The organism is Paenibacillus vini, from assembly GCF_018403325.1.
In the GTDB taxonomy this organism is placed as follows: Bacteria; Bacillota; Bacilli; order Paenibacillales; family Paenibacillaceae; genus Fontibacillus; species Fontibacillus vini.
This window is the reverse complement of sequence record NZ_BOSL01000001.1, coordinates 116,670-142,254: the sequence shown is the minus strand read 5'-3', so window position 1 is coordinate 142,254 and position 25,585 is coordinate 116,670. Positions and strand designations below refer to the sequence as shown.

The 25,585-nt window shown below is 46.8% G+C and carries 28 protein-coding genes; 9 read left to right on the top strand and 19 right to left on the bottom strand.

Annotation, left to right across the window (positions count from 1 at the left end):
* Window positions 1–117: 117 nt before the first annotated feature.
* A complete protein-coding gene (locus tag KJS57_RS00665; protein WP_213653370.1) occupies window positions 118–1,698 on the bottom strand; it encodes an MFS transporter in 1,581 nt (526 codons plus the stop codon).
* A 170-nt stretch (window positions 1,699–1,868) separates the two neighbouring features.
* On the opposite strand from KJS57_RS00665, the gene KJS57_RS00660 reads away from it, so the two are divergent.
* Window positions 1,869–2,423: a helix-turn-helix transcriptional regulator gene (locus tag KJS57_RS00660; RefSeq protein WP_211024513.1), complete on the top strand. Its 555-nt coding sequence runs from the start codon at window positions 1,869–1,871 to the stop codon at window positions 2,421–2,423.
* 100 nt (window positions 2,424–2,523) lie between these two features.
* Here KJS57_RS00660 and KJS57_RS00655 read toward each other — a convergent pair whose 3' ends face one another.
* On the bottom strand, window positions 2,524–3,402 hold the full coding sequence (locus KJS57_RS00655) for a MerR family transcriptional regulator (RefSeq protein ID WP_213653369.1): 879 nt from the start codon (window positions 3,400–3,402) through the stop codon (window positions 2,524–2,526).
* A gap of 168 nt (window positions 3,403–3,570) precedes the next feature.
* Here KJS57_RS00655 and KJS57_RS00650 point away from each other — a divergent pair, with 168 nt between their 5' ends.
* Window positions 3,571–4,503, top strand: a complete 933-nt coding sequence (locus tag KJS57_RS00650) for a methyl-accepting chemotaxis protein (protein ID WP_211024509.1) — start codon at window positions 3,571–3,573, stop codon at window positions 4,501–4,503.
* A gap of 238 nt (window positions 4,504–4,741) precedes the next feature.
* On the opposite strand, the gene csaA is transcribed toward KJS57_RS00650, so the two are convergent.
* The 6 genes from csaA to KJS57_RS00620 form a co-directional block, all read right to left on the bottom strand.
* A complete protein-coding gene (gene csaA / locus KJS57_RS00645; RefSeq protein ID WP_211024507.1) occupies window positions 4,742–5,074 on the bottom strand; it encodes a chaperone CsaA in 333 nt (110 codons plus the stop codon).
* A gap of 42 nt (window positions 5,075–5,116) precedes the next feature.
* Window positions 5,117–5,440, bottom strand: a complete 324-nt coding sequence (locus tag KJS57_RS00640) for a putative quinol monooxygenase (protein ID WP_211024504.1) — start codon at window positions 5,438–5,440, stop codon at window positions 5,117–5,119.
* Between the two features lie 107 nt (window positions 5,441–5,547).
* Window positions 5,548–6,399: an SDR family NAD(P)-dependent oxidoreductase gene (locus KJS57_RS00635; protein ID WP_211024502.1), complete on the bottom strand. Its 852-nt coding sequence runs from the start codon at window positions 6,397–6,399 to the stop codon at window positions 5,548–5,550.
* A gap of 269 nt (window positions 6,400–6,668) precedes the next feature.
* A complete protein-coding gene (locus KJS57_RS00630) occupies window positions 6,669–7,244 on the bottom strand; it encodes a TetR/AcrR family transcriptional regulator (protein ID WP_211024500.1) in 576 nt (191 codons plus the stop codon).
* Between the two features lie 116 nt (window positions 7,245–7,360).
* Entirely contained in the window at window positions 7,361–7,999 is a 639-nt protein-coding gene (locus KJS57_RS00625) for a histidine phosphatase family protein (protein WP_213653368.1), read from the bottom strand.
* A 126-nt stretch (window positions 8,000–8,125) separates the two neighbouring features.
* Complete coding sequence (locus KJS57_RS00620; RefSeq protein ID WP_213653367.1) at window positions 8,126–9,013, bottom strand: LysR family transcriptional regulator; 888 nt, start codon at window positions 9,011–9,013, stop codon at window positions 8,126–8,128.
* A 143-nt stretch (window positions 9,014–9,156) separates the two neighbouring features.
* On the opposite strand from KJS57_RS00620, the gene KJS57_RS00615 reads away from it, so the two are divergent.
* From KJS57_RS00615 to KJS57_RS00600, 4 genes are all read left to right on the top strand, one after another.
* On the top strand, window positions 9,157–10,176 hold the full coding sequence (locus tag KJS57_RS00615) for an alpha/beta fold hydrolase (protein ID WP_213653366.1): 1,020 nt from the start codon (window positions 9,157–9,159) through the stop codon (window positions 10,174–10,176).
* A gap of 212 nt (window positions 10,177–10,388) precedes the next feature.
* The gene (locus KJS57_RS00610) at window positions 10,389–10,730 is read left to right on the top strand and encodes a PadR family transcriptional regulator (RefSeq protein ID WP_213653365.1); all 342 of its coding nucleotides are present in this window, start codon (window positions 10,389–10,391) and stop codon (window positions 10,728–10,730) included.
* Complete coding sequence (locus tag KJS57_RS00605) at window positions 10,723–11,205, top strand: hypothetical protein (protein WP_213653364.1); 483 nt, start codon at window positions 10,723–10,725, stop codon at window positions 11,203–11,205. Before KJS57_RS00610 ends, KJS57_RS00605 begins: the two co-directional genes overlap by 8 nt.
* Window positions 11,202–11,729, top strand: a complete 528-nt coding sequence (locus tag KJS57_RS00600; RefSeq protein ID WP_213653363.1) for a permease — start codon at window positions 11,202–11,204, stop codon at window positions 11,727–11,729. Before KJS57_RS00605 ends, KJS57_RS00600 begins: the two co-directional genes overlap by 4 nt.
* A gap of 145 nt (window positions 11,730–11,874) precedes the next feature.
* On the opposite strand, the gene KJS57_RS00595 is transcribed toward KJS57_RS00600, so the two are convergent.
* Window positions 11,875–12,111, bottom strand: coding sequence for a DUF6953 family protein (locus KJS57_RS00595; protein ID WP_213653362.1), 237 nt, complete (start codon window positions 12,109–12,111; stop codon window positions 11,875–11,877).
* A 163-nt stretch (window positions 12,112–12,274) separates the two neighbouring features.
* Here KJS57_RS00595 and KJS57_RS00590 point away from each other — a divergent pair, with 163 nt between their 5' ends.
* Window positions 12,275–12,745 (top strand): pyridoxamine 5'-phosphate oxidase family protein, encoded by a 471-nt coding sequence (locus KJS57_RS00590; RefSeq protein WP_213653361.1) that lies wholly within the window; start codon window positions 12,275–12,277, stop codon window positions 12,743–12,745.
* A 183-nt stretch (window positions 12,746–12,928) separates the two neighbouring features.
* On the opposite strand, the gene KJS57_RS26345 is transcribed toward KJS57_RS00590, so the two are convergent.
* The 6 genes from KJS57_RS26345 to KJS57_RS00555 all read right to left on the bottom strand — a co-directional run bounded on the left by KJS57_RS26345 (window position 12,929) and on the right by KJS57_RS00555 (window position 18,020).
* A complete protein-coding gene (locus tag KJS57_RS26345; RefSeq protein ID WP_244861331.1) occupies window positions 12,929–13,546 on the bottom strand; it encodes a hypothetical protein in 618 nt (205 codons plus the stop codon).
* 46 nt (window positions 13,547–13,592) lie between these two features.
* Complete coding sequence (locus tag KJS57_RS00575; protein WP_213653360.1) at window positions 13,593–14,000, bottom strand: DUF7668 domain-containing protein; 408 nt, start codon at window positions 13,998–14,000, stop codon at window positions 13,593–13,595.
* Between the two features lie 19 nt (window positions 14,001–14,019).
* Window positions 14,020–14,829 carry a DUF4261 domain-containing protein gene (locus KJS57_RS00570; protein WP_213653359.1) on the bottom strand — a complete coding sequence of 270 codons (810 nt, stop codon included), beginning with the start codon at window positions 14,827–14,829 and terminating at the stop codon, window positions 14,020–14,022.
* A gap of 174 nt (window positions 14,830–15,003) precedes the next feature.
* On the bottom strand, window positions 15,004–16,197 hold the full coding sequence (locus KJS57_RS00565; RefSeq protein WP_213653358.1) for a winged helix-turn-helix domain-containing protein: 1,194 nt from the start codon (window positions 16,195–16,197) through the stop codon (window positions 15,004–15,006).
* Between the two features lie 214 nt (window positions 16,198–16,411).
* Window positions 16,412–16,834 (bottom strand): DoxX family protein, encoded by a 423-nt coding sequence (locus KJS57_RS00560; protein ID WP_213653357.1) that lies wholly within the window; start codon window positions 16,832–16,834, stop codon window positions 16,412–16,414.
* A gap of 283 nt (window positions 16,835–17,117) precedes the next feature.
* A complete protein-coding gene (locus KJS57_RS00555) occupies window positions 17,118–18,020 on the bottom strand; it encodes an AraC family transcriptional regulator (RefSeq protein WP_213653356.1) in 903 nt (300 codons plus the stop codon).
* Between the two features lie 204 nt (window positions 18,021–18,224).
* Here KJS57_RS00555 and KJS57_RS00550 point away from each other — a divergent pair, with 204 nt between their 5' ends.
* Window positions 18,225–18,479, top strand: a complete 255-nt coding sequence (locus KJS57_RS00550; RefSeq protein ID WP_213653355.1) for an Atu4866 domain-containing protein — start codon at window positions 18,225–18,227, stop codon at window positions 18,477–18,479.
* 24 nt (window positions 18,480–18,503) lie between these two features.
* Window positions 18,504–19,241, top strand: a complete 738-nt coding sequence (locus tag KJS57_RS00545) for an SDR family oxidoreductase (protein WP_213653354.1) — start codon at window positions 18,504–18,506, stop codon at window positions 19,239–19,241.
* Between the two features lie 95 nt (window positions 19,242–19,336).
* Here the strand turns inward: KJS57_RS00545 and KJS57_RS00540 are convergent, their stop codons facing one another.
* The 4 genes from KJS57_RS00540 to KJS57_RS00525 form a co-directional block, all read right to left on the bottom strand.
* A complete protein-coding gene (locus tag KJS57_RS00540) occupies window positions 19,337–19,741 on the bottom strand; it encodes a VOC family protein (RefSeq protein ID WP_213653353.1) in 405 nt (134 codons plus the stop codon).
* 101 nt (window positions 19,742–19,842) lie between these two features.
* Window positions 19,843–21,387 carry a tetratricopeptide repeat protein gene (locus KJS57_RS00535; protein ID WP_213653352.1) on the bottom strand — a complete coding sequence of 515 codons (1,545 nt, stop codon included), beginning with the start codon at window positions 21,385–21,387 and terminating at the stop codon, window positions 19,843–19,845.
* A complete protein-coding gene (locus KJS57_RS00530) occupies window positions 21,388–21,750 on the bottom strand; it encodes a nucleotide excision repair endonuclease (protein WP_213653351.1) in 363 nt (120 codons plus the stop codon).
* 179 nt (window positions 21,751–21,929) lie between these two features.
* Window positions 21,930–25,424 carry a stalk domain-containing protein gene (locus KJS57_RS00525; RefSeq protein WP_244861330.1) on the bottom strand — a complete coding sequence of 1,165 codons (3,495 nt, stop codon included), beginning with the start codon at window positions 25,422–25,424 and terminating at the stop codon, window positions 21,930–21,932.
* Window positions 25,425–25,585 lie beyond the last annotated feature (161 nt).

Sequence of the window (25,585 nt, the reverse complement as noted above, 5' to 3'; positions counted from 1 at the left end):
TGCTGGGGAGAAGACGGCGCCGGCCGGCACGCCCTAGAAGAAAGCCTCGGGTCATTGCGCGAAAAAGAAAGAGAAGCAGGCGGTGAATGATCACCACTTGCTTCTTCATAATATAAATTACTGGTTTGCAGGTATTTCCGCCTTCAAACCAACCTTCTTTTCCTTTTTACGTACCAACCCAATAATCGCAGCCAGCACAATACATAGGGCACAAATCATCGCCGAGGTCATAAATAATCCGCTATAGCCATTCCCTACGACCTGATGAAGCGAATCTAGCATAATCTGTTTTATCGTTGGATCCGGGATCTGATCGAACCCGGCTTGCAGCGAGTTGTAATCCATTTGAGCCGGCATTTGCATCATCATATCCGAACCGGTTGAAGGGATATTTGCTTCCTTCAGATTACTCTGAATGACATTTCCCATATTCATAAACGCACGGGCGATAAATCCAGCAAGCAATGTTGGAACCAGTGTCATGCCGATCTGGCGAGCAAGCGAAGCCGTCGAGAGGGCAACCCCCTTGTTCTCCCCTGCTTTCTCCGTTGCTAACACATTGACCGGCGCTCCCATCATCGAACCGAAACCTACGCCGACAAAGAGACTGGCAATCACCATTTCCCATTTCGTCGTTACCCATAGCGGGAATAGCAGGAATCCGATTGTAGCAATAGCACTCGCAGCGAGCAACGTAAAGACAGCACCTTTCTTATCCACCAATCGTCCACCGAAAGCCGCCCCAAGTCCGGAAGCGAGTGCGAGCGGCGTAAACCAATAGCCCGATTCCGCCGTGCTCACGCCGAGATACTGCTCCACAAATCCCGGAACAAAGATAATTGACGCAATAATGGCACCCGAGAACATCGCAAAGACAAGCGTCCAACGGAAGGAATTATCTTTAAACAAAAACGTCGGCAAAATCGGGTCGATCGAAGTTTTTTCCACCCTTTTTTCCACAAAATACAGAATGATCAGCAGTACAACCCCAGCGCCGAAAAATCCGAGGAAAGCAGGTGAAGTCAAACTGTCCACAAAGTTTACGCCATCCAGCATCGTTAAACCGTACATCATGGATAACATCGCTAAGCTGAGCACCGATACGCCGACCCAGTCCATACGCGATTTGGTAAGGGTTTGTACTTCCTGAATATATTTGACCCCGAATAGTAACAGTAAAATAGCCACAGGTACGTTAATGAGGAACAGCCAATGCCAGCTTCCCGTCATATCGATAATAAACGCGCCGATGTTTGGGCCAAGTATGGCTGCAATCCCGTTCATTCCGCCCAGCATACCGAGCGCCTGACCTTGCTTCTCTTTGGGAAACGTATTGAGGACAAAGGAGCTAGCAATTATGAAAATACCGCCTCCGCCCATGGATTGAAAGAATCTGGACACTAAAAACCAGGTAAAGGTGGGACTGAGGGCCACTAGCAACGACCCTAAACCAAATAAGATGACTTCCAGAATAAACAGCTTTTTACGCCCGTATCGATCGGACAGTTTCCCGATAATCGGAACACTGATGGCCAAACCTAATGTATACACCGTGATCGACCATGCACCCCATGTCGGAGATACGTTAAAAGCTTTGGTTAATGTCGTTAAAGCCGCAGTAATAATCCCGTTATCCAGCGCTGCCATAAACACACCAATGGCGAAAATGATCAAACTCGCTTTTAATTCACGCTTCATAACTCCCACCCCATTCAGGATATGAATATTGAGAACCCTTGGGTTCCTGTGTATAATAAAAGAATATAGTCATTCGTGACTATTTATTCGTGATTACATTTTAGCAATATTATTTTAGATAGTCAAACGTGACTAATTGCAAATGATTAATTAATGTGAAGGTGATCTCTTTGGACGAGCGTATACTTTTAATTCTTGGATTATTGAAATCGAATAGCCAGCACGGATATCAAATCAACGATTTTATCGAGCGTAACTTGGGGCGAGTATCCGATATGAAAAAGGCCACCGCCTATTCCTTATTGAAAAAGCTGCATGAGAAGGGCTTAGTTGAGGCCACAACCGAGCAAGAGGGGAACCGCCCATCCAGGCAGGTATATTCCATTACTCCAACGGGGGAAGAGAAGTTCTATAAATTATTGCGACAATCTCTCGTTCATGTGGACGATTATCTCCCACGGGGGGATATCGGATTATGCTTTATCGACCAGTTGCCAACCGAGGAAGTGATTGGATATCTAAAGAAAAAATTAGAAGCGGTTGAGAAACTCCTGTTCACCTACGAAAATATTCCTAAACATGTCGAGCATGCCATTGGCGTAAATCTCACCATTGAGCACCGCATAGCTTTATTCCGCTGTGACCGGGATTGGCTGTTGGAGACGATTGACAAACTATCTGCAAAGAATACGGCTCCCCGTATCACTTTTACCGATAACGTATAAAGACCCCGAACTGGGGTCTTTTTTACCTAACCTTGGTTTAGTCCATTGTCTTTGATTTTGAATACCGACGCCGCCAAGCCATTCATCGACAAAAACTCATTTATGTATTGTACCAATCGTCCCATTGATCTGCAGAAAGATAGCGCACATTAGCTTGAACAAGACGCTCTTCCACCCGGTCGAAGGCCGCCCCTCCAAGCAGAAACCGCAAATGGGGGTAATTTATGGTGGTCGCTTTGATCCACTCGATAAGCTTGCCCGCATAACGTACATTGGTAACGGAAGCCGCGATGAACGATACGTGCTGACTCTCAATTAATTTGTCCAAATCCCTCAGTGGAGTATCCGGCCCCAAATACAATACATTGATCCCGCGCTTACGCAAAAAGAGGCTAAACGACATGAGTCCGAGATGGTGGCGTTCTCCTTCCGGACAAAAAGCTGCTACCACAGGCAGAGCGGGATTAACGGGGAACACCCGAAACAATGCGGATAATCTCCTGGTAATCGTTTCTGAGGCGAAGTGCTCCTGCGATACACTGATCTTTCCTTCCTCCCAATCGGTTCCGATCCGATATAAAACAGGAACGAAAATATGGCGAAACGTCTCCTCGAAATCATATAGTGCAAAGGCCAGATCTATCGTATGGTCTGCTTGTGTGGTATTAAATTGAGTTAAATCCATATATAGCTTGTCGACTAAACCGTCGAATGAACGGCTGCCCTCTTCTTGTTCAGCAGCCTGCTTTGGAGGGATAGACTCGCTTTGCTGGAGTAGATTGACCGCTTCGCTGATTTTTAATCCATTCTGTTCGATTTGATTTTTGAGAAAGCGAAGCCGGGATAAATCTTTATCACTTAACTGGCGGTGTCCTCCAACGCTCCGACTTGGAGTAATGACTCCGTAACGGTTCTCCCAGGCACGAATCGTCACCGCCGGGATGCCCAACAGCTCGGAAGCCTTTTTCATACTATACATTTCTACATTCCCTCCTCTATTTAATTATACATAATTGATACAAAAAGAGGAGATATTAGGCAAAAATTATTCGGTTAGTCTCATTTCAACCTATGAACTTGCTAAACTTGTATAGACTTTGTATAATTATATCCATAAAATCTATACATACATGAGGAGTTCAATATGATGAATCGTGAACATACAACCGCTTTGGCAGAAACGAACGAGGTAAACAAGCTCTATGCTATGATGGCAGCTATCAAAAGCTCCTTCGCCATGATTGAATTCGATCTGGAGGGCCGCGTGCAATATGCCAACGATATTTTTGCGCGGACTATGGGTTATCAAACATCCGATATGCAAGGAATGCACCATTCCTTATTCTGTACGCCTGAATATAGAAACAGCCCGCAATACCTGGAGCTATGGGAAGGCTTACGTCAGGGTAAGGCATTTCAGGACAAAATTCAAAGGGTACGAAAAGATGGCCGTCATGTTTGGCTCGAGGCAACCTATACACCGGTTTTCAATGAACAAGGGAAACCGGCAAGCATCTTGAAAATTGCGACGAACATCGACGAACGGGAACAGATGGCTAACCGGTTGACGGGGGATCTATTGGAATTGTCCCGGCAACTGCTAACTCGTTCCGAAGAAGGCATGGCGCGCAGCAAAGAAATCGAGGAAGCCGTCGACAATGTTGTAACCGGTGCTGAGGAGAATATGGCCGTTCTGCTCCAACTGGAACGCCAGTCCGCTTCCATTCGCGGGATCGTACGGACGATTAAAGACGTTGCCTCACAGACAAACCTTCTTGCCCTTAACGCGGCGATCGAGGCTGCCCACGCGAAGGAACACGGGCGCGGGTTCGCGATCGTTGCAGACGAAGTTCGCAAGCTTGCAGCTCAAGTCGAACAAGCGACCAAAGAAGCAAATGGATACGTGGAAGGAATTGAGGTACGCGTCCGGGAAATCGGAAGAAGCACCAAAAGCAACCGCCTCGTTGCCGCTGAAAGCCATCGACGGCTTCAGCAAGCCGTGGGAGAATTCCAGGGCATCGAGGAAGCTGCACATAAACTCGACCAGAAGGCAAATGAAATCAAGCTGATCCTGAACTGAATGTCGAAGCAACGTCAGGTTCAGAAAAGAGAGCAACACGTGGGATTGACGCTCCCGTGCTGCTCTTTATTGTTTGGAGGACACGATTAGTGATCGGACTGGGTGGACTTCTTAAAAGTACTGCTTATTCCGTCTTCAGTGCATATTCGCCCGGACAGACGACCATCACTACTCTGGAAGGCCACTCTTTCGTTCACGTTTCTTTCACTATACAAGCTGGATTATAGCCTAATTATTTTTACGCAATAGGAGTACCATTAGGTATGTTAATATCCGGCTTTAATAGAACCACATCTCCTTTTGCCGGGACTCCTCCCAAAATTAATACCTCCGAGTTGAATCCCGCAATGCGCCGAGGAGGGAAATTGACGATTCCTATCACTTGCTTTCCTACCATTTCCTCCACCTTGTAACGCTTAGTGATTTGTGCACTTGAGGATTTCAACCCGATCCCCGGTCCAAAATCAATCTTAAGCTTGATCGCCGGAATCTTTGCCTCTTCAAAAAACTCCGCTTCCTTAATCGTTCCGACACGAATATCCAGTGCTGCAAAATCATCAATCGTTGCCACGGTCTTGCCTCCCCCTGAACTCGGACCACCCAACGTTACATTTTACTGTGCTGGGCGGAACGGTTGCAGAATACGAATCCCTTCCTCAATGGATCCTTCCATCAGTTCTAAGAGCCGGGGCACCAGTTTGTGCATCCGTGGGGCGTTCAGGTGCCGATCGAGAGCTTCCCGATTCTCCCAGCGCTCGTAGATGATGAATGTGCCAGGCTGACCTTCTACCTCGTGAGCCTCGTAGTCAATGTTACCAAGGTCGTTGCGAGACGGGGTAACGGCAGCCGTCATGAATGCCTTCATCTCGGCTTCTCTTCCTGTCTTAGCTCTCGCCTCCCAGAGTACGGTAACGTAACGGTCCTTTGTATCGTTCATGCTGATTCCTCCTAATTCATTTACTTAAAGACTTTATTATCAAATGGGATACCGTTTGATCGAATTCATAATCGTGCATGCCAAGTGTCTTTATTCAAAAATGCTCGTTATTGCAGATTCATCTGGCTGCGGAGCATCCGATCGAGAAGTTTATCCGGGAGAATACGGACCAGTCGGGTCAGCAGTGCCGAATCGCGGCCGGCCGTATAGCGGGTGCGCGGCTTATTTGCGTGGATGGCCCGTGAGACCACCTCCGCCACTTTCTCAGGAGGGATACCGTCCGTTGCCCACGATTCAGCCTGAGCTTTCACGGCGCCAAAAAGACGATCATGGCGTCTGTGCTGATCGGGCGTCATCAACTTGGACAGCCGATCCGCAGTCGTAATCCCTTTCTCCGACAGGCTGGTGCTGACACCACCCGGAGTAATCATGATGACCTTGAGTCCAAACGAGGACATCTCTCTGCGGAGACTGTCATTGATCGCTTCCATCGCATACTTTGCAGCTGAATAAATCCCGAAACCGGGCATCGAGATTTTACCGCCAACGGATCCGATATTGACTACGCGTCCGCCGCTGTTCAGCAAGGCAGGAGTGAGCGCCTGAATCACTGCCACCTGTCCGATCACGCTGACTTCGATCTGGCGGCGCAATTCATCAAGAGGAACCATTTCGAGAGGTGCATTAACGGCGATACCGGCATTGTTGACCACCGCCCGCAAAGGACGACCAAGCGGATCTTGTTCCACCCGTTCGGTCAACGCCTTTAGGGTGTCGATATTGGTGATATCGACGATCACCGGCTCAATATTATTGCGTTTGATTTTGTCGGCATCTTCCTGACGACGAACCCCCGCCAATACGTGAAAGCCTTGAGCGGCGAGTTGTTCCGCGGTAGCCCTACCGATGCCGCTGGACGTACCAGTGACAACGACCATTTCTTGAGTTTTGGATGACATCGTAACCCTCCTAAGTTTGAAAAGATATGAATCATTGTATAGCACCGCTATACCGGTATTATAGCACCGATATACTGAACTGTCTATAGCGGTGCTATATAGTTTCTAACGTGTTGTCCTGCGGTCTGAACATCGTTTTGGCGGGCGTTGCCTTCAAACATAAAAAAGATCGCCACCCTCCTGGAGGTCCAGGTTGGATAAACGATCTTTCTTAAGCGTCTTCTAAATTAAGGCTTGCCTGGCGTTTCCAGGATCTGTCATCGAATTCCTCATTTTGAATCGGCGTCCGGCCTTGGGATCAAAATAATCTGCATTACACTTTCCCGAATGAGATCAACGACGTCGGGCTTGGGCGGAGGTGCTTTGCGAATTTGGGCCGTCACGTACAGCCATGAGGCCGTATTGGCGGAAGCCCAGACCAGATCTGCCGCAGTCTGGGCTGAAACAGCCAGTTTGCCTGCGTCGGCGACTCTCTGAATATTTTGCACTAGTGCTTGGTACGATTGATCTGCCGCCTCGATATGGGCACCCTCGAGCAATCGCCCCATCATCGCCGCATAAATCCGGGGACGGGCTGCCGCGAAGCGGACATAGTCATCCCATCCTTGGCGAAGAGCCATCTCTGGAATGGTCGATTCCACAGCGGCAATCTTGCTTTCAAATAACTGTTTGAACGCTTCTACTATAGCTGCACTCAGGAGTCCATCGGCATTGCCAAAATGGTGGTAGAGTGTAGGAGCTGTGACCTGCGCGATCGCAGTTACGGCTCGCGTCGAGAATTGGGCTCCGCCCTCCTCCTCGAGTACCTTAAGAGCAGCCGCCAATATTTTGTCATATGTGTTCATATTCCCATTATAGCAGTGCTATATAATTATGTCCATGACGAAGGTTGTAAGCTTGTGATTAAGCCGAAATGCCGCTGAAGTGTCCGATTTTCGGGTTTCACAAGTTCTTTCTTTTCTTAACGTAAGCTTGTCAATTCATCTAAAGTTAACCGGCCTACAACCTCATAACCATGGCCCCGTCCTCTTGGTTTCACAATTACGGTTCCTAGGTTGGTGATCTCTCCCAGACCAATACCTTGAGGGAAACTGTGAGCAATGATAACTTTGTTGGTCTTAGGTTGAGGTAATTCCTCCAATACGGAAGTGAAGTCGTTTAATATCCCTTGTTGTTCGGCAGGAGGCAAGGAATCACTTAAATTATATATTTTCACCCAGAACGGATCGGTTTCCACCTTGTCCTCACCAAAAGCCAATGCTGCAGTTTGCTTTGTTCGGCAAAACGGGCTCGCTAGAACCGGGGTTTGTACGGGAATTTGCAAACTGCGTAGCGCCTCACCGAACTTTTCAGCTTGCCTTTTCCCCGTCTCTGAAAGGTTTTTTTGGGTAGAACAATCTTTGAAATCAAGGCTCGGAGAGTCCTCTCCTACGATTGCTTCTCCGTGCCTAACGTAAAGAATGTAACCCCCCTGACGAAGTGAACTTAGCAACGAGGGGTCCGCTGGTCTTGATGTCAAAATTCCTGCTGAAGCCTCCATAGAAAGTGTGTGAAGCAAGAGGAGTATGCAAAATATACTGCTGAATATCAGCCTTTTCATTATATAGAAGCTCCCTTCGGGTTTGTGCGTACCATAGAGTAGTATCCCATAAGGAGCAAGAGTTAAACCGGGTAAAAGATCGATCCTTCCCCCTTTTTCGTAACAGCGGGAGCAGAAGGGATAAGGCTATTGCTTTAGCACATCCCTAGCTGCTTCTATGAAAGATAACATGATTGGTGAAAGCCACTTGTCTTTATGCCACAACATCTGTGTATACACGTGTAGGTCCGGAATCTGCCAAGGAAGGGCAACAAGTTCTCCTCGTTCAACTTCGGTTGCTGTTACAATATCAGGAAGAAAGGCAATACCGATCCCCGAAATTGCGCATTGTTTAATGGCTTCGGCACTTTGAAATTCTAAATACGTAATGCTGTCAATGCCCTCTTTTTCAAATGACCGGTCAAACATGGTCCGATAGGGACACCCCTTTTCATTCGTCAGGAACACTTCTCCGTGAAAATCTTCCAACTGCAGCACAGTTCGTTTTGCGAGCGGGTGGTCTGGAGGAGCGAACAAGCGGAAAGTTTCTTCCAACAACGGTTCCACGGTCAGACCGTTTGAGCGAATGGATTCATCCAACATATAAACGATATCCGAAGTTCCCTCAAAGAGTGTTTGCTTGAGTTCTTGATTGGGAACGGAGCGGAAGATCAGACGAACGCCCGGATGCTGCAAACGAAACCGCTGAAAGACAGCCGGAAGCCGATAGGCGCAAATCACCTCATTGGCACTTATCGTTAGGGTGCCGCTTAGATTTTCATTGTTATGAACGTCGCTGCGAGCTTCGTCCAATTTATCAAGAACGCCTTGGATATGAGTTAAATAGCGCTTACCCGCGGTTGTAAGAACGAGCTGCTTTCCCAGGCGATCAAAGAGACGAACACCGAGCTCAGCCTCCAATGCTTTAATTTGCATCGTGACGTTGGAAGGGACGTAATTCAGCACTTCCGCAGCCCGAGTGAAATTTAATGTTGCTGCAACCGTGCGAAATGTATTCAGTTGGCGCAACTCCATCTTACTCCCTCCCTTTTAATTCAATATTATTGAATGCTATCTTTAATTTCATTCACTTTTATTGAAAGTACCACGGATCTATACTAAGTACAAGAAATCATCCGATGAACGTGTGGTTTCATTTGGAAGGGAGTGATCCTGCGATGGATTATGAAATTTTTGATCTGGGGGACGTAGCCTTACAATCAGGAGTGACGTTGCCCGGCGCTTTTCTTGCTTATAAGACGTATGGAAGTTTAAATGATAAAAAAGACAATGTCATCGTCTATCCAACTGCTTTTGGCGATCAGCACTTTCAAAATGAATGGTTGATTGGCAGCGGGATGGCACTGGATCCTGAAAAGTATTTCATCATTGTTCCCAATCTGTTGGGTAACGGATTATCTTCGTCTCCCAGCAATACACCACCGCCATTCGACCGGGCCCATTTTCCGCAGGTTACCATTTATGACAACGTAAGATTCCAGCATCAGCTGGTGACCGAAAAATTCGGCATCCAAAAAATTGCTCTGGTCGTTGGATGGTCTATGGGAGGTATTCAGGCATATCAATGGGGAGCAAGCTATCCGGAAATGGTGGAACGCATTGCACCTTTCGCGGGAATAGCCAAGCCTTGGCCTCATACATTCGTGGTTCTGGACAGTTTGAAAGCTTCGCTGATGTCTGCAGTTGGCTTCGATCTAAGCAGGCTAGACCAGCTGACTTCTGAAAACATGCGGGCCGTTGGCCGCGTATATGCGGGATGGGGATTGTCGCATGCGTTTTACCGAGAGGAGCTTTATCGTGAGATGGGATTTGACTCCTTGGAGGATTTTGTTACTGGCGTGTGGGAAGCTAGCTTTATGAAGATGGATCCGCACAATGTCCTGGCCATGTTATGGACAGGCCAACATGCAGATATTAGCGCTAACCCCTCCTATAACGGTGATTTCCATGAGGCGCTTAAAAGCATCAGCGCTCTTGCCTGCATCATGCCCGGGAGCACGGATCTCTTCTGCACAGCGGATGATAATCAATACGAAGCTAACCTAATACCTAATGCTATCCTTAAGCCCATCCCGTCGATCTGGGGTCACTTTGCAGGTCGCGGCATCAATCGTGCCGATAATCAATTTATTGATGATAACCTAAAACACTTGTTGGCACTTAGCACAAACGAATAGATCTTCATTTGCTTTTTTTACCAACTCCTTCTATCTGCCATCAAATGAGCAATTAATAGTTCCTATTCCCCATCTTCATGATCCTCTATATCCAGCTGCAATATAAAATATTGACACTATACTGTTATCGACAGTATAGTGTTATTGACACTAAACTGTTAATGACAGTTTCCACAAATCACTTTCGTTAAATTTAGGGGGGGGTATTTTTTATGAAACATACAGGGAGACATACAGGTGCATTTCTTTTGCTGTTTTTAACAGAGGGAGATAACTATGGGGGGAAACTTCTACAGAAATGTGAGGAAGAGCTTCCCGTCAACCCTATTGATAGTGCCATATTATATCGGACACTAAAAAAATTAGAGGAAGAAGGCGCTGTTGAATCCTATTTGAATACAACTACTCAAGACAAACCGATAAGGATGTATAAAATCACTACAGTTGGAAAGGACAGACTGGAGGATTTTCAAGTAGATATTGAAGAAAAAATGAGAAATTTAGCATTTTTTCAAGAGAAATATACGAAGTGGAAGGTTCAAAACAATGATTAGTGGCATCGTTCTCTATAGTATAGCCATTATATATTTGGGAATTTCCTTCATAAAAGACAAACACAAAACAAAAACGGCATTAATAAAATCATGGAAAATGTTTCTCAATGTTATACCAGATTTATTAGCAATCATGTTATTTATCGGGCTGGCATTATCTTTATTGACACCGTCATTCATTTCTTCAATTATTGGTGAAAATTCTGGTTTTCTAGGTATCATCTATTCTACAATTATTGGCTCAATTGCTTTAGTTCCAAGCTTTATAGTCTTTCCTCTCGGGCATACTTTAGTTCAAAATGGAGCCGCCCTTCCACAAGTAGCCGTATTAATGTCGACTATGATGTCTGTAGGACTTGTGACGTTAGCTATGGAGCAAAAAACTTTTGGAAAAAGCTTTGCTTATGCTCGAAATATTTCTTCCATATTAATGTCTCTTCTATTTGCATTGATAATTTGGGTGGTGTTGACATGATAAAGCTAAAAAGATATCGTCTTTTTTTCATTTTATTATTAGGATTACTTTTTATTGCATTTATGAATCAAGCTATCGCTATAAAAACAGTTCAGCTAACTGGTGAAAGTATCTTAGACATGTTGCTTCTTCTTCCTCCTATCTTCATATTAGTCGGGTTATTGGATCAATGGGTAAAGAAAGAAACACTTATTCGATATATGGGCGAAAAATCAGGTATATATGGTGTCATATTCACCTTAATATTAGCAACAGTAGCAGCAGGTCCCCTTTATATAGCTTTTCCAATTGCAGTTCTGTTATTGAAAAAGGGGGCTAGCGTCCGCTATATAGTATTTTTCTTAGGGGCTTGGTCAACAGTGAAATTACCAGTTTTAGTGTATGAATTCACATCATTTGGTCTTAAATTTACATTTATTCATATTTGTTTTGGCCTCGTATTTTATTATTTAACAGGAATTCTTTTCGAAAAAATATATAGTAAACAAAAGTTGCTAAAGTATGATACAACCGTTGAAGTATAGATTTTAATAAGACCACAAAAGGGCGAACGGACCACTCACGTGGCCGACCTTTCGCCTCCTCTGTTTTGTCTCTCTGTCGTGATTTTAGACTTTGTGATCCCCGTATCAGTAGCTCATCAGCGCTAATTAATCGGCACAATACTCCTCAGGTCCAAGCCCAAAAGAATCCGTCGCGGTCCCAAGCAATTCTGCCGCCGTGGAGTTTGCGGAAGGCCTTCTTCACCTCTTTAGACAGCGATGTATTTCCATTCTCATTCACGAATACGAATTGTTCGCCGAAATGGGTCTTCACATATTCAATCGCATCGGTCTGGTATAGCGTTCCCGCAGACCTGATTTCCTTAACCATCCATTCAGCCACTTCCTGTGCGGTTACTTCCATAGGATGATGCTCCTTTCTACTCACTTATTATCCCATTATCGGGATTCTTCATTAACCCACCATAGCCTTATTGCAGTTTATCGTATTATTTTTCACATGCTATAAGATTTTACAATGATATGTTTAATCATGTATACCTTATTACACTTTGGGAGGTAATAAAGTGAGCAAGTACGACGAAGCCATGAAGCTGCTGGACGATCAAGTGGGCAACAAGGACGGCCTGATCACTCTGTCAACCATCGCGCTTGAACCGGGGGCCGATGGCAAAAGCCGTCCCGCCGCCCGCATTGTGGATGCCTATTATGAAGACGGCGCGTTCTACACTGTCACCTACGCGACTTCCAACAAGATGCAGCAGATCGCCCAAAACCCAGAAGTCGCCGTTTGTATTATCGTCGAAAACTTTACGGCCGATGGAATCGGTGAAAACCTGGGCTGGGTGTGTGACGAGAAAAACGCGGAGATGATGACAAAGCTGCGCAAAATATTTGCCGAGTGGTATTACGAAGCCAATAACGACGAAGACCCAAACACATGTCTGCTACGCATTCGCCTGACAAAGGGCCTGTGGAATGACGCCCACAAAGGGATCAGAAATGAGATTGATTTTGTCAATAAGACGGCAAGTTAAGTAGACTTTTGATAACAGACCTGTTAGATCATAGGGAGTGTGCATCCACTCCCTATTTTTCATCGTTACTAAGGTTAGCCTTCAGCAGCATTGCCAGTCATACACTACTTTCGAAAAGTCCTTATTTCTCAAAGCATGCTTTGGAATAGAAAAAACACAATTCCGAGAGCTTATTCTTAAAAATTAGTGATTGGACTGTGACGCAAAAAAGCGCTCCATCATTACTTTCGTTTCGTGTGGACTTCTCAACTGTACGGCCTTTCCGTCTTCATCAAACGTAAAATGCCCCTTGAATGCTTCCGGCATATCCTCATACTGCTTCTCGACTTGTTGAAGTGCTTTTTCAAAACAGGGATATCCGTAGGTTTTAATTAAGAAAGGCAGCCCGAAAGCAGATCTTAAAAACTCATATTCTTGGTAGTTATAGGGGGTAGTCTCCGGCCTTTTGATCAAAATCTTAAGGAAATGATCGACGATCTTGTTGATCTCTTCTTCCGAGGCATAATGCGCCAGTCCACGGATCGCGAGGAGTCTCATGTCCAGGTAGCGTTCCTTTTTATAGGCGTTTCGAAAAAAAGGGGCCAGCTCCAATTCCTTGCAGTGGATGAGATCATACAGAATTTTATTTCGCAGCGCAATATTTTTCAATTTCAAATACAGCTGCTCTATCCATTTTGCCTCTTCCGTTGTTAAAAACTCATAGTCTATATTATTTATTGCAGAGATAAACTTAGGATCGTTTTCGCGAAGAGAAGCCGTCGCCAGGTACTTCATCGAGTCCCTATGAAGCTGTAAAGGCATATCCTTATAACTCCTTTGCAGAGTTTTAACATCAAATACGTAGTCATTAAAGCACGGTAATCCCACTCTCAAAAATGACTTTCAAATCGTCACCCTCAAAGCGAAACTCAACACTCAACGTCAAATCATTGGGTTCGCCATCCGTCGTCAGTGCATATTCGTAGGCAATTCCGCTTCCATCGTTAAAGTGGTAAAAAGACTCTTGTTGATAGACACTGCCATCTTTATAAACAGGCCTGAAAGTACATTCCACATCAAACCTATCGATCTGTTCCAGCTCATTATCTTCCTTAAAACCCTCGATGACCTCTTTTAACAGCTCAACGTTCCAATCCTGCATATCGTCAACTTTTTGAGCAATATGCTCATACCTTCCATCAGCGATGGAATCAACAAGCTCTCTTGCGAACGCCCGAATGGTTTCTTCTTCTTTGCCCAATACCCGTTTAAGCATGCCGCATGCTCCCCTATCTTTATTCTCGTTCTCCTGCCGCATATTCGCCCGGACAGACGTCCATCACTTCTCTCGAAGGCTGGATCAGCGACATTTCAAATCTGCAAGGCCATTGCACATCCGGCGCCATCTCCCCGTCCAGCAAGCCGGCGATCGTCTCCCCGTCGCTCACCGGTACCTCCGCTTCAAACAAGTAGGCAGCGACATTGAAGGCATGTTGGGACACTTCGTTCGGATCCAAGGTGTGAAAATGGTACTGGACATCCGGAAGGCCAAGCGCAAAGAGGCCAAGCGAATCGATCAAGCTGTCTTCGGTCCCATGGATCGTAAAATAACGGATATTCATGCCGAACTGCAAGAACCTAGCAGCACCCTCGAATGGGTTATCCGTAACCTCGGACGGGTACAGCAATTTCCCGCTGGATGGAATCCAGACCGCTTTGCAGGTTGGGAACAGGCTTACGGCTGCCTCCAGCCAATCCGCCAATAAGGCGCTGCGCGATTTATAGTCCAGCCCCGCCGCCATAAAGTCGCTGATCAGCAGCTTATAGTGACATTCCTGCAGGACGTCCTCCGCATCCGGCATCGTCCAAAACTGGGTTCGCTCCAAGTCGGTAATCGTCTCCTGTTTAAATGGAGTCACGTCCGCCATCATGACCTGAGCCGGCAACTCCCCCTCCTGGTAGGCTACTTTATAAGCCTCTACAGCAAACGAGGACAAGGTGTCGTCTGGAGACACGGTATCCGTTTTTCCGCATCGGGATTCTAACGCGTTCCGGACAACTTCCGCATTCGGCCGCTCCACCTTCTCCTCAAATAGCAGATACATTTGGAACAACCTTTGAAATTCACTTTTTTCATCTAAATTTTGCTGAAGTACGCTTTCGTTCCCCATTTCTCCCTACCACTCCGTTCGTATGTCGTTCCCTCTACTATAGAGATTTCCGCACGATTCATGCAAGTCCAGGGAGGAAAATGATTCCAAAGTCCGATCTAAAAAATATCAGTTTATAGACTCTGCCAAAATCGTCTCACACCCGTTGAATAACGCAAACTTTTGGAGACAACGGTTCAAGGCTGTACGTAGTTGTGTTGTTTGCTTCACTCCGTTCTCGTACCAGATGTTTTTAACGACGAGCGTGCCGGTTTTTCGCTCCACGATGATCTCGGCTCGTCCAATGAAGCTCTCTCCATATAAAAGAGGCAGCACATAATAGCCGAATTTCCGTTTGATAGCCGGCGTGTAAATCTCCCAGGTGTAATCGAAGCCAAACAATTCGTTGATCAACTTTCTGTCCCACATCAAGTTGTCCAGCGGGGCAATCAGCTCGCAGCGGAATTTCGGCTCCGGGTTTTGCAGGACGGATTCCATAAGCGGCAAATCCTCGGCGCGGCAATACAGCATATCCTTGATATGTTCCACGGCAACAGCAACAATGCGGGCTTCGTCTAATAGCTGGCGAAAAGCCTCGTTGCGCTGTGCTGCTTTCAATCCCCATATATTCAGCCATGCATCCGACGCACGATTCCATAAAAGGCCGACAGCGCCGATCCGGCGCAATACCCGCCACTTATGATGCTCGAGCTCATCCACCAGCGGTTCTGGTGCATTCAGCAAATTTGGATGTATGTAATTTGTGGCCAAGTCGTAGTATTTACGCGTTCCTTTTTTATGATGGATGACCAGCTCCCCCGTCGAATACATCTGTTCCAGCACCGACCGGGATGAATTGTTTCCGCCGCTCCAGTGGATGGCCGATTGCCAAGTGAAATCTCCATCCAATTTCAAATCATCCGAACTTAGAACACCGTGATTTAGGATATGAGCCCGTACTTGCTCTGCCAGCGCTTCCATTTCCGGATAGCGTTCCGCATGTTGCCTCGCGGCCTGCCTGTATCGCTCAAAATAAGGCCAGTCCTCGACAGGAATAATGGCCAGATTCTTATCGGGATAATCGACAAGGCTTCTATCCTCATACAGCAACCCGGCGAGCATTCCCTTGGTAAATCCTTTAATTCGCGACTGCAGCACCAATTCGGCGTTTTTTCCGCAAACATCGATGGGGTCGTATTGAATGCAGCCAACCTGCCGGGTAAAGTCCAATACGCCTTGCTTCCCGCTAAATTTATACTCGCCTAATAATCCATGCTTCAACAACAGAAATTGCCGTGCCTGGCGGTTTGTCAATTGGATCATGTTTGCAAGGCCCCACTTTCGTACACGTTTCTTTCATGATACAAATTATTTGTTCAAAAGAAAAGGAAAAACACAAACATTTGTTCTCTGACTGGGAAAAACGTACAACTTACCCTCTGCAGAGCGAAACAAAAGGCACCCAGCCGGGTGCCTCCTTCGCCTAATGGCGGCCGAATGATTCGGCCAACGCTTAACTATATTGAACATTAGTCCCTTAGAGCCTCCGGCTTTTCGGACGCAGCACCCAGGAGGCGATGCCAAGCGCGGCATAGAACAGCGGGAGAATGATATGGAATCCGTAATCGCCGTAATCGTTAGCGAACGCATGGGATAAAGCCGCCCCCGTCATTAGAAAAAAGATTCCGCTATACGCCCATTCCTTAAGTCGGGGCAAGCCTGGCATTAAGATTGCAATGACCCCTAGCAGCTTCCACGCTCCAAGAATGTTCGTGATATATAACGGGAAACCAATATCGGTCACTAGATCGACATTCCCCCCATATCGCATCAGTTGCCCGATACCGCTTAATGTAATTGAGAATGCGAGTATAATGGTAACCGTCCAATAGGCGGTCAACCTTCCAACTGGGCGTGATTCTACTTTCGCATTTTTTTCATGAGCTATAGTCATACTCATTTTATTCCTCCTCTGATCTAGTTTTATCTTTAACAATCGGAAACCACATCTCCCCATATACGAAGCCTTTTTGATTTGGGCAAATGCTGTTTCCTATCTGATGTGTTTATAATAATCATTAATCATTCCAAATTATGATACTGTTTAGGAAACTAATTACAATTGAAATCAGATCAGCTCAACGGGTCTATCGGCGAGAATAAAAAAGGAGCACGCTTTGGCGTGCTCTTGGTTAAGTTTTATGAATTTATGCCATCATGGACTCCGTGAAATCGCATGTTGATCAAACAATAGAGCTCCGCAATCGGCGTACGTCCCGAACCGGTGGCATCCCAAACATCCGCGCATATTCCCTGCTAAAATGCGACGGACTCTCGTACCCGACCTGAAACGCAGCTTCGGCCGCATCGATCGATCCGGAGAAAAGCAGCCGGCGCGCTTCTTGCAATCGAATCTGCTTTTGAAACTGGATCGGGCTCATCCCCGTGACTTGCTTAAAATATTCGTGCAAAGATGAAGCGCTCATACGAGCCTCCGCTGCCAATTCTTCTACGCGCAAAGGCTGGGCAAACTCGCGGTTAAGCTTCTCAACGACCCCCGCAATTCGATGTGCATGGCTTCCGGTCATTGCAAATTGCATCAGCGCAGCGCTGTTCTCGTTCTGAAGCACCCGGTAAATGATTTCCCGCATAATGTAAGGCGCAAGCACCGGGATATCCCGCGGCGTTTCGACAAGTTTCAAAAGCCGCAACACGGCGTCTAGAAGCGTATCGTTCACCCGGCTTACCCTCAATCCCCGGCTGGTCTCCTTTTCTGGCCGGATAACCTCACCGGATACCTGAATGACATCAAGCATTTGATTCATGTCAAAAAGAATCTGCAGGCTTAAATACGGTGACTCACTCGACGCCCCTACCACTTGCCCTGTAATCGGCAGATGTACCGAAGCGGTTAAATAGCTGCTCGGATCATACTGATACACCTCTTGCCCCAGCATCACCACCTTGGAACCCTGCGCCACCACGCAAAGGGAAGGCTCATAGACAGAGTATACCGGCTCAGATAAACGGGAAGAACGAATCAAGCGCAAACCGGGAACTTTCGTATCATGCGTTCCGTCCTCCGGTGTGAACTTCTCGATGATCCGCAGCATTTCTCTCCTTTGTTTCTCAAACCATTCATCCATCCTTTTCTCCCCTTTCTATTCCATAAGAATAACTAAACTTTATTCCTTTCTGGAGGATTAGGCAATCACTGTGTATGATCCGGCTACCGCCTTTCTTGCCGAAAGAACGATAATGAACATGTAAAAGGTGCGAACCACGGCAACCGAGAAACGAATGACGGGCAGAATTTTGCCTGGAATCACAAAATGGAGGAAGAACATTCAATGAGTACTCAACAGGAACAATCTCATCCCTATGTCGGTATGTGGGTGACAGAAGACGGTTACATCCGGCATGAACTACTGCCGAACGGGCGGTATGACGAAGCCCGGGGAAAGCGGAAGAGCGCCTACCAAGGCAGATACACCATCGTAGGCGATCATATCGAGTATGTGGATGATACAGGATTTACAGCAGACGGCGATTTCCGCGATTCGGTGCTCTATCACGCCGGCATGGTTCTCTACCGTGAAAAATAATCAATTCAAAAGGGGAAATGTTCAATGCCCGAAATAAATGGGAAAGTAGTTTTGATTACAGGAGCAAGTAGTGGCATCGGCGAAGCGACGGCGAAACTTCTCGCCAGCCGAGGGGCCCATGTCGTCATGGGTGCCAGGCGCGTGGAGAGGCTGAAAGCCCTGGCATCCCTCATTGAGGCCGAGGGAGGCTCCGCCGTTTATCAGCAGCTGGACGTTACAAATATCGATCAAATGCAGGAAATCATCCACTTGGCACAAAGCAGTTTTGGTCGTGTAGATGTAGTAGTGAACAATGCCGGTGTGATGCCTCTCTCTCCTTTGTCAGCCTTGAAGGTCGACGAATGGAACCGAATGATCGACGTCAATATCCGTGGCGTTCTTCACGGCATTGCTGCGGGTCTCCCTATTATGAACGAACAACAATCCGGCCACATCATTAACGTGGCTTCCATCGGTGCCTACGCAGTCTCACCGACGGCAGCAGTATACTGTGCGACCAAATACGCCGTTCGTGCCATCACGGAAGGTTTACGGCAGGAGGTTGGCAGCAGCATCCGGGTAACGCTCGTTTCTCCGGGAGTGACGGAGTCCGAGCTTGCAGAGAGTATTTCAGACGACGAAGCCAAGGAAATGATGAAAACTTACCGCCGCGACGCCCTCCCGGCTACTGCCATAGCCCGCGCCATCGCCTACGCGATAGAGCAGCCGGCAGACGTCGACGTGAATGAGCTGGTCGTCCGGCCTACAGCTCAACTTGCCTGACCAAAGCTTTAAGTAGGGGATTGTTTATTTGACGATTAAATTGGTACCCATCTGGATTGCCCAGCGGATCTTAGATTTAGCAACCGGTGTTCTCGTCAATTTCTATCTTTGAAACGTTGAATCGCATCCCCGGTCACTGGCTCGAAGAGGTTTAGAAGGTTGCCGTCAGGATCGCGGAACAGCATAGAACGGTTCCCCCACGGCATCGTGGTCGGTTCCATGACCCAATCATCGACAAACGACTTCAAGCGCACATATTCGGCCTCGACATCGTCGACGCGGAACTCCATGATAACACTGTGATTGTTGGCCGCCACTACGGAGCCGGCGCCGAATAGCTGCGCTGTCTGGGAATGGCCGATGGCAAGGGTGCATGAGGGCACAATGAGTTCGGCAAAAACGGGCGCGGGCCGCACCGCCGAGACCCCCATGACTTTCTCATAGAACCCGACGAGACGATCCACGTCGTCAGTAATGATGCGTACAGAAGCGAAATTCACAAATATCATCTCCTTTATATTTCATGTCCAATTATAAAAAAACGCTACTGACAACATTATGTCAGTAGCGTTTTGGAATTTTTGCCGGCGAGATCCCCGAATCAGTAGCTCAATAGCGCTAATGCCTCTTCATTTTCAGGCTCAAGTTCCAACAGCTTTTGTAAGTACCTCTTTGCATCTTCAACTAAGTCTAACTCGAAACAGCAAATGGCTAGACAATAAAATACCGTTGATACGACTTCGTCTTGCTCTTCGTGTACCGAAATCTCCAAATAATATTTGGAGTGTTCGTACATATCCATCTCAAACAGGATCAATCCGGCATCGAGTGCCAAATCATATCGTTGCTCCATGACGTAGTACGAGGACCACATCCGTTGAATACCTCTAAGCAAATCCTGCTTTTCGTCTTCATTTGATTCAGGTAACAGGCTGGAAATCCGCTTTGTACTCTGAATGAAAAATTCCGCATCATAACCGCCCAAACGCCAAAAGCTTAAGATTTGCTGCAACCCCATGCTATCCAGATGGTGATCCACCCACCATTTCATACTGAAAAATTCATCGGGGCCAAAACGTTCAATAGAACGACGGTAAGCTAATCGCAGGTTGGGATAATCCATGGGTTGTTCCAGATGGAGAATGCAGCCCACATTAATGTTTTTATAATGATGCGGAGGGAATAGCACCGCAGCCCCTTTTTGTTCAAAGACATAGTTCATTGCATGGTAGTTTGCCGTTAAGGAAAAACTTCCATGTAAAATCAGCTCGGGTGGCTCTGCAAATTTCCAGCTATCCAGCAAGTGATCTCCCTTGTCTGCGGTTATCAATAGAAATCCGCCTTCGGATAACCCGCTCAAACGATCCAGACAAGCGATACCGGCAGCAGGAAATAAAATATGCGAGTCTTCCAATTGTTCGCGATAGAGGGATATTACATCTCGGTAAGGATAGGTTTCCTGTTCGTACTCGGGCGCTGGCCGATGCTCATAGCGTAAAGTGATTTGATCCAACCATTCCGCTGGTTTAAGTGAATCATGGTGTTTGGATTGTTCAATGTAAACGTCCGTTTCATAAACTTTCCCATCGCCAATATAAATCAACTCTTGCGGTATGCTGTCGAAGAAGTAGTTGGCCACAAGGATTAATGGTTGTTTTACATCTCCTTCGCTAATCGTTGTGCCTGATACCATGAGGTTCAGTACGGAATCATTCACAGCATCAAAACGCGCAAAGTCCAGTACTCCCGCGGCAATAAACGCTTGAAGCGCGGGGTGCGCCTTCCATGCCATAATATTCTCCATCGCCAAATCGGTCATGATATAGCGGAACGACGGCAGCGGGATCCCGGCGTAGTCGATCAGCTCACACAATTCGGTTAACACATGAAAAGCAAGACGCCCCGCTCCTGCCCCAAGCTCCACAATATACACGGGCTCAGAGCCATTTCCCCTATTCACTCGATCTTGTAGAAAACCAAAGATCATTTCTGCATAGGCAGTAGCGATCATGGGATTACTCGTTATATACTGGGGAACTTGGTCATTATTCCAGGCCTTCGTTCCCTTCTCTTCATAATATTCCCGTTGGACTTGCCAGATCGGTGCTTCACTGAAACGGTAACGTTGTTTAGAGTTGCTTGTCATTTAGGCCTGCCTGAAAAATACTTTGTCTTCGTTATACTTGGCCTTGCCTTCATTAATGATATAAGTTTCATAAATTTCTCTGTGGACCGGATCTTCCACGATACAAACTTCAATTTTCGTTACTTCGTCTCTATGCATTCTGATCGGGGATACGGAATCCTCAAAATGTTTTTTGATTCTCGGTCTTAGCTTTCTGGCCTTTCCTACGAACAACAATTCATCTTTATCGTTGTAAAACATGAAAATCCCACCTAACTCTCTGGTGATCAGGTGAAATTCGGTGAAGCCGTAAATGTTGCTTTCCTGAGGGTCAACCTTTTTGGTAATAGTGACATCAGGGGTTGGAATAGTGATATCGATCATGATCGTTTACGTCCTTTGCATGTATTAGATTGTATTAGATGCCCGTACTGCCGAGCTTACTACATCATATCATTATACCCAACTTCTTACGATTCTCGCTTCACGGATATCAGTGCTCCATGAGCGTATATAGCAAAAGGGCACCCGAAGGGGTGCCCTTTAATAGCTGCTAGTGAATGTTAAGACGTAGAATCAGGGTCAATGGGTAGCGGGTTTGTCCTTACCGAATAGTCGCCGAACGCCTGGATCTCATCGTCACCAATAACTGCGATTACACGCAGATCATAAACCGTATCCGGTACGAGATCCGTAAGCAAAACATGATTGTCGCTTGTGAACTCGACTTGCTCGCCATTCATATAAATGATATAGCTTATCTCTTCTTCCCCATACTCATCCCAATAGAGTCCAATGAAATCTGACGTTACTTCAGCCCTCAACTCTTGGATTTCTCCATAGTACGCGACACGGAAGGAAGTTTCAGCTACTCCGCCTTTTCCATCATCAGCCGTAATATGAATGTCCGAAGAACCCTTCCCGGTCGGCCTAATGATCAGCATAGCTCCTTCCACGGCTGCTTCTGCAACTGCCTCATCACTCGAACGGGCTGTGAAGGTTAACTCGTCGCCATCCGTATCCTGGAATACCCCGCTTAAATTGAATTCGTAAGGAAGATCAACGTTCACCATGATATCGGATATACGCTCAACCACCGCTGGGGCAGTATTGGTCGGTGTTGTTGGTGTTGTTGGTGTTGTTGGTGTTGTTGGTGTTGTTGGTGTTGTCGGTGTTGTTGGTGTTGTCGGTGTTGTCGGTGTTGTCGGTGTTGTCGGTGTTGTCGGCGTTGACGGCGTTGTCGGTGTTGTCGGCGAAGGCGCTGGCGTTGGTGCCGGCGTTTGTCGTGCTTGCTCCTGCTGAAGCCTTCTCTGCTCTAGAGCCTTTTGCTGCTCCTCGAATTTTTGCTTTTCAGCATCCGGTAGACTTTGTTTATACGCCTCCTCTGCCTTCTTAGCAGCTTCTTCCTGTCTCTTTTTATTTTCCTGCTCGATCCGGTTTCTTTCCGCTTCCAGCTTGGCGATCAGGGATTGTTTTTGCTCGGCAAGTTGACGCTCCTTGTTTTGCTCTTCCACTCGCCTTTTTTGTTCTTCTGCTAATTTTTTCTGCATTTCCTGCTCCAGCTTCTCCTCATCCGACAATTGAAGCGGCTGGATATTATTTAAATCAATCTTTTTACCGGATTGTTTATTGTACTCATCGATAAGTGCCTGCAATGGGCCTGATTCGATCTTTTTCTGATCAAGAGCCTGACTTAAAATATTCGCAATCAGATTATCTAAGTTATTCTGGTATCGTTCCAGATCATCTTGAGTCAAGCCACCCGAATTGTCGCCAGATATAGAGCCGGTAATTTCATTGCGCATTTTCTCCAACATTTCCGCATTTTCCTGATCTATTTTCTGCTTAGCCTTTAATAAGGCTTCGATGACAGCCGGTGAGGCTTGATTAACGAAATCAGCCGGGTCAACTATAGATGGCAGACTTGGCATTGTCGAATCTGGCCCCGGGAAAAGGTTCACCTGCTGCGCAGGATATACAAGTGCCGGATTCTGACTGGATCCGTTACCGCTTGCCTGGACCAGGCCGCTGTTCACCGAAAGCGTCGGCAACCCCGTAACCGGATCGATGCTCACCATAAAATTTGTGCCGCGAACATTAGTCACAGCCGTCGGCGTCAGAATGTTGAAGGTATCCTTGGCATTTACCAGCGAGGATACATTGGCCGAAGCCAGCCCGCTCCATAACATAAAGCTCGTGTGCTTAGTATGAAGGGTATTACTTGAACTCAAATTTGAAATATATAGCTTCGAGTTTTCGCTAAGCGTAATTTCATCCTCACGGTCGGCTGTTTTGATGATCGCAGACGTATTCTTTTCCGTGACAATATGATCCCCTTGGTGAAGCTTCATCCCATTGTAGGCCCGATAAGTCAATGAACCTCCCGCCTGATTGATCCAGACAGTTCCTTTAATCTGATCCAGCACCGCCACGCGCGAATTGCGATCTACGGCAGGCAACTTATCGACAGCTTCCTCAATTTCACGCAGAATAACGGTTTTCGTAGAGAGGTCCCATTGCACATCCGCTCCGAATACTTCACTGAACAATCTGACCGGAACGTAGAAACGGCCATCTTTTGTATAAGGCACTGCCTCAATCACCTGTTGCTCTTCCGTGTTCTCTGCGGCATTCCGGATGGATACCAGTTCACTTCCCAACTGCAGTTGAATGCTTACCTCATCCTTCGTCAACTCGATACGCTGGTGATCCGACAATCCAACCTTGTAGCCTAACTTTTCGCTTAAGGCTCTCACGGGTACCATCGTATGACCCTTTACCACCTCAGGCTGCGCGTCAAAACTGATGACCGAATTCTCCACCACCACCTTCACCTGCTCATTGCGGGGCAGATTGGATGGAAGCTGATAATATTCAAGCTCGCGGATTTTATTATTGTAACTATCCGCAATGAGCAGACTACCGCTTGGCAGCACCGCTACATCGGCAGGATTGTGAAGCAGGTTGTGACCGTTGATGCCATCTACTTGACCAAACTGCGCAGGCACACCCGCAATTGTACTCACATATCCATCAACAAGATAACGGATCGTGTGGTTCAAGCTGTCGGCGATCACCAGTCCATTCTCTTGCGTTACAGCAATTCCCTTAGGAAACAGAAAACGCGCTTCTGAACTTGATCCATCCGCATACCCGCCTTCGGCATACAAGCTTCCATTCGCATATACTGGTCTCTCCCCCGGGGCCAAGCCCGCTGCGGTAGTAACCATACCTTTGGCCAGATCAATATAGCGAATCACGTGATTCCCTGTATCGCTTACATAAAGATTGCCTTTATGGTCAATTGCAATGCTGGTAGGCTCATTAAACCTGGATGCCGACAATTCACCATCCGCATAGTCCCCTACAGGAAGCACATAGCCGGCTTCAACCTCTATCACGCGGTCAGACGAGGCGTTAAGCGTGGTCACTTGCCCCTCTGGCGAGATTTGACGGATCAAATGATTTAACGTATCCGCGACATACAGCGTTCCATCTGCAGCAACAGCCACATCCTGAGGATGGTAGAATCTCGCTCCTGTACCTGTGCCGTCCTCATCGCCGATGATGCCATCACCGGCAACCGTGGTGACCATTCCGTCTTTAGATATTTTTCGTATCCGATGATTGTCCGTATCCGCTATGTAGATGTTGCCATTTGTGTCTGAATCTAGGCCCGAAGGACCGTTAAATACGGCATCCTGCTTAGCCCCGTCCTGCCAAGCTCCCTCAGGAGTGACGTTGTCTTCATCAAGCACTAAACCTGCATAAGTAGAGACCTCTCCATTCTTTACTTGACGAATGAGATGATTTTGAGTGTCCGCCACAAGCACGGAACCATCTTTTAAGACGGCAATTCCTTGAGGTGCACGGAAAGAAGCCTTTGATGCAGCTCCATCCCAATCGTCAAAATTACCGTTTCCCGCAAATTCCGATACTCTGGACAGAGCTTCCTGACGGCCACCCCGAGACGGATCGTCTTGAATTCCAGCAGCCCCTGCAGCAGTGCCTCCAATTAAAGTCATAATCATAACAGCGATTAACAAACGACTAAACATGTTCCTCATATAGTTCCCCTTTCACCTCATCAGTTAGGCTTATCTCCTTACTGGATCCCCTATCATTCGACACTATTTAGACATAGTAATACAATCCTAAGTGATTTAAGTCCTACTAAAGTAGTATTCAGCAAAAAAAGAAAGATCCAGCATGGAGATTC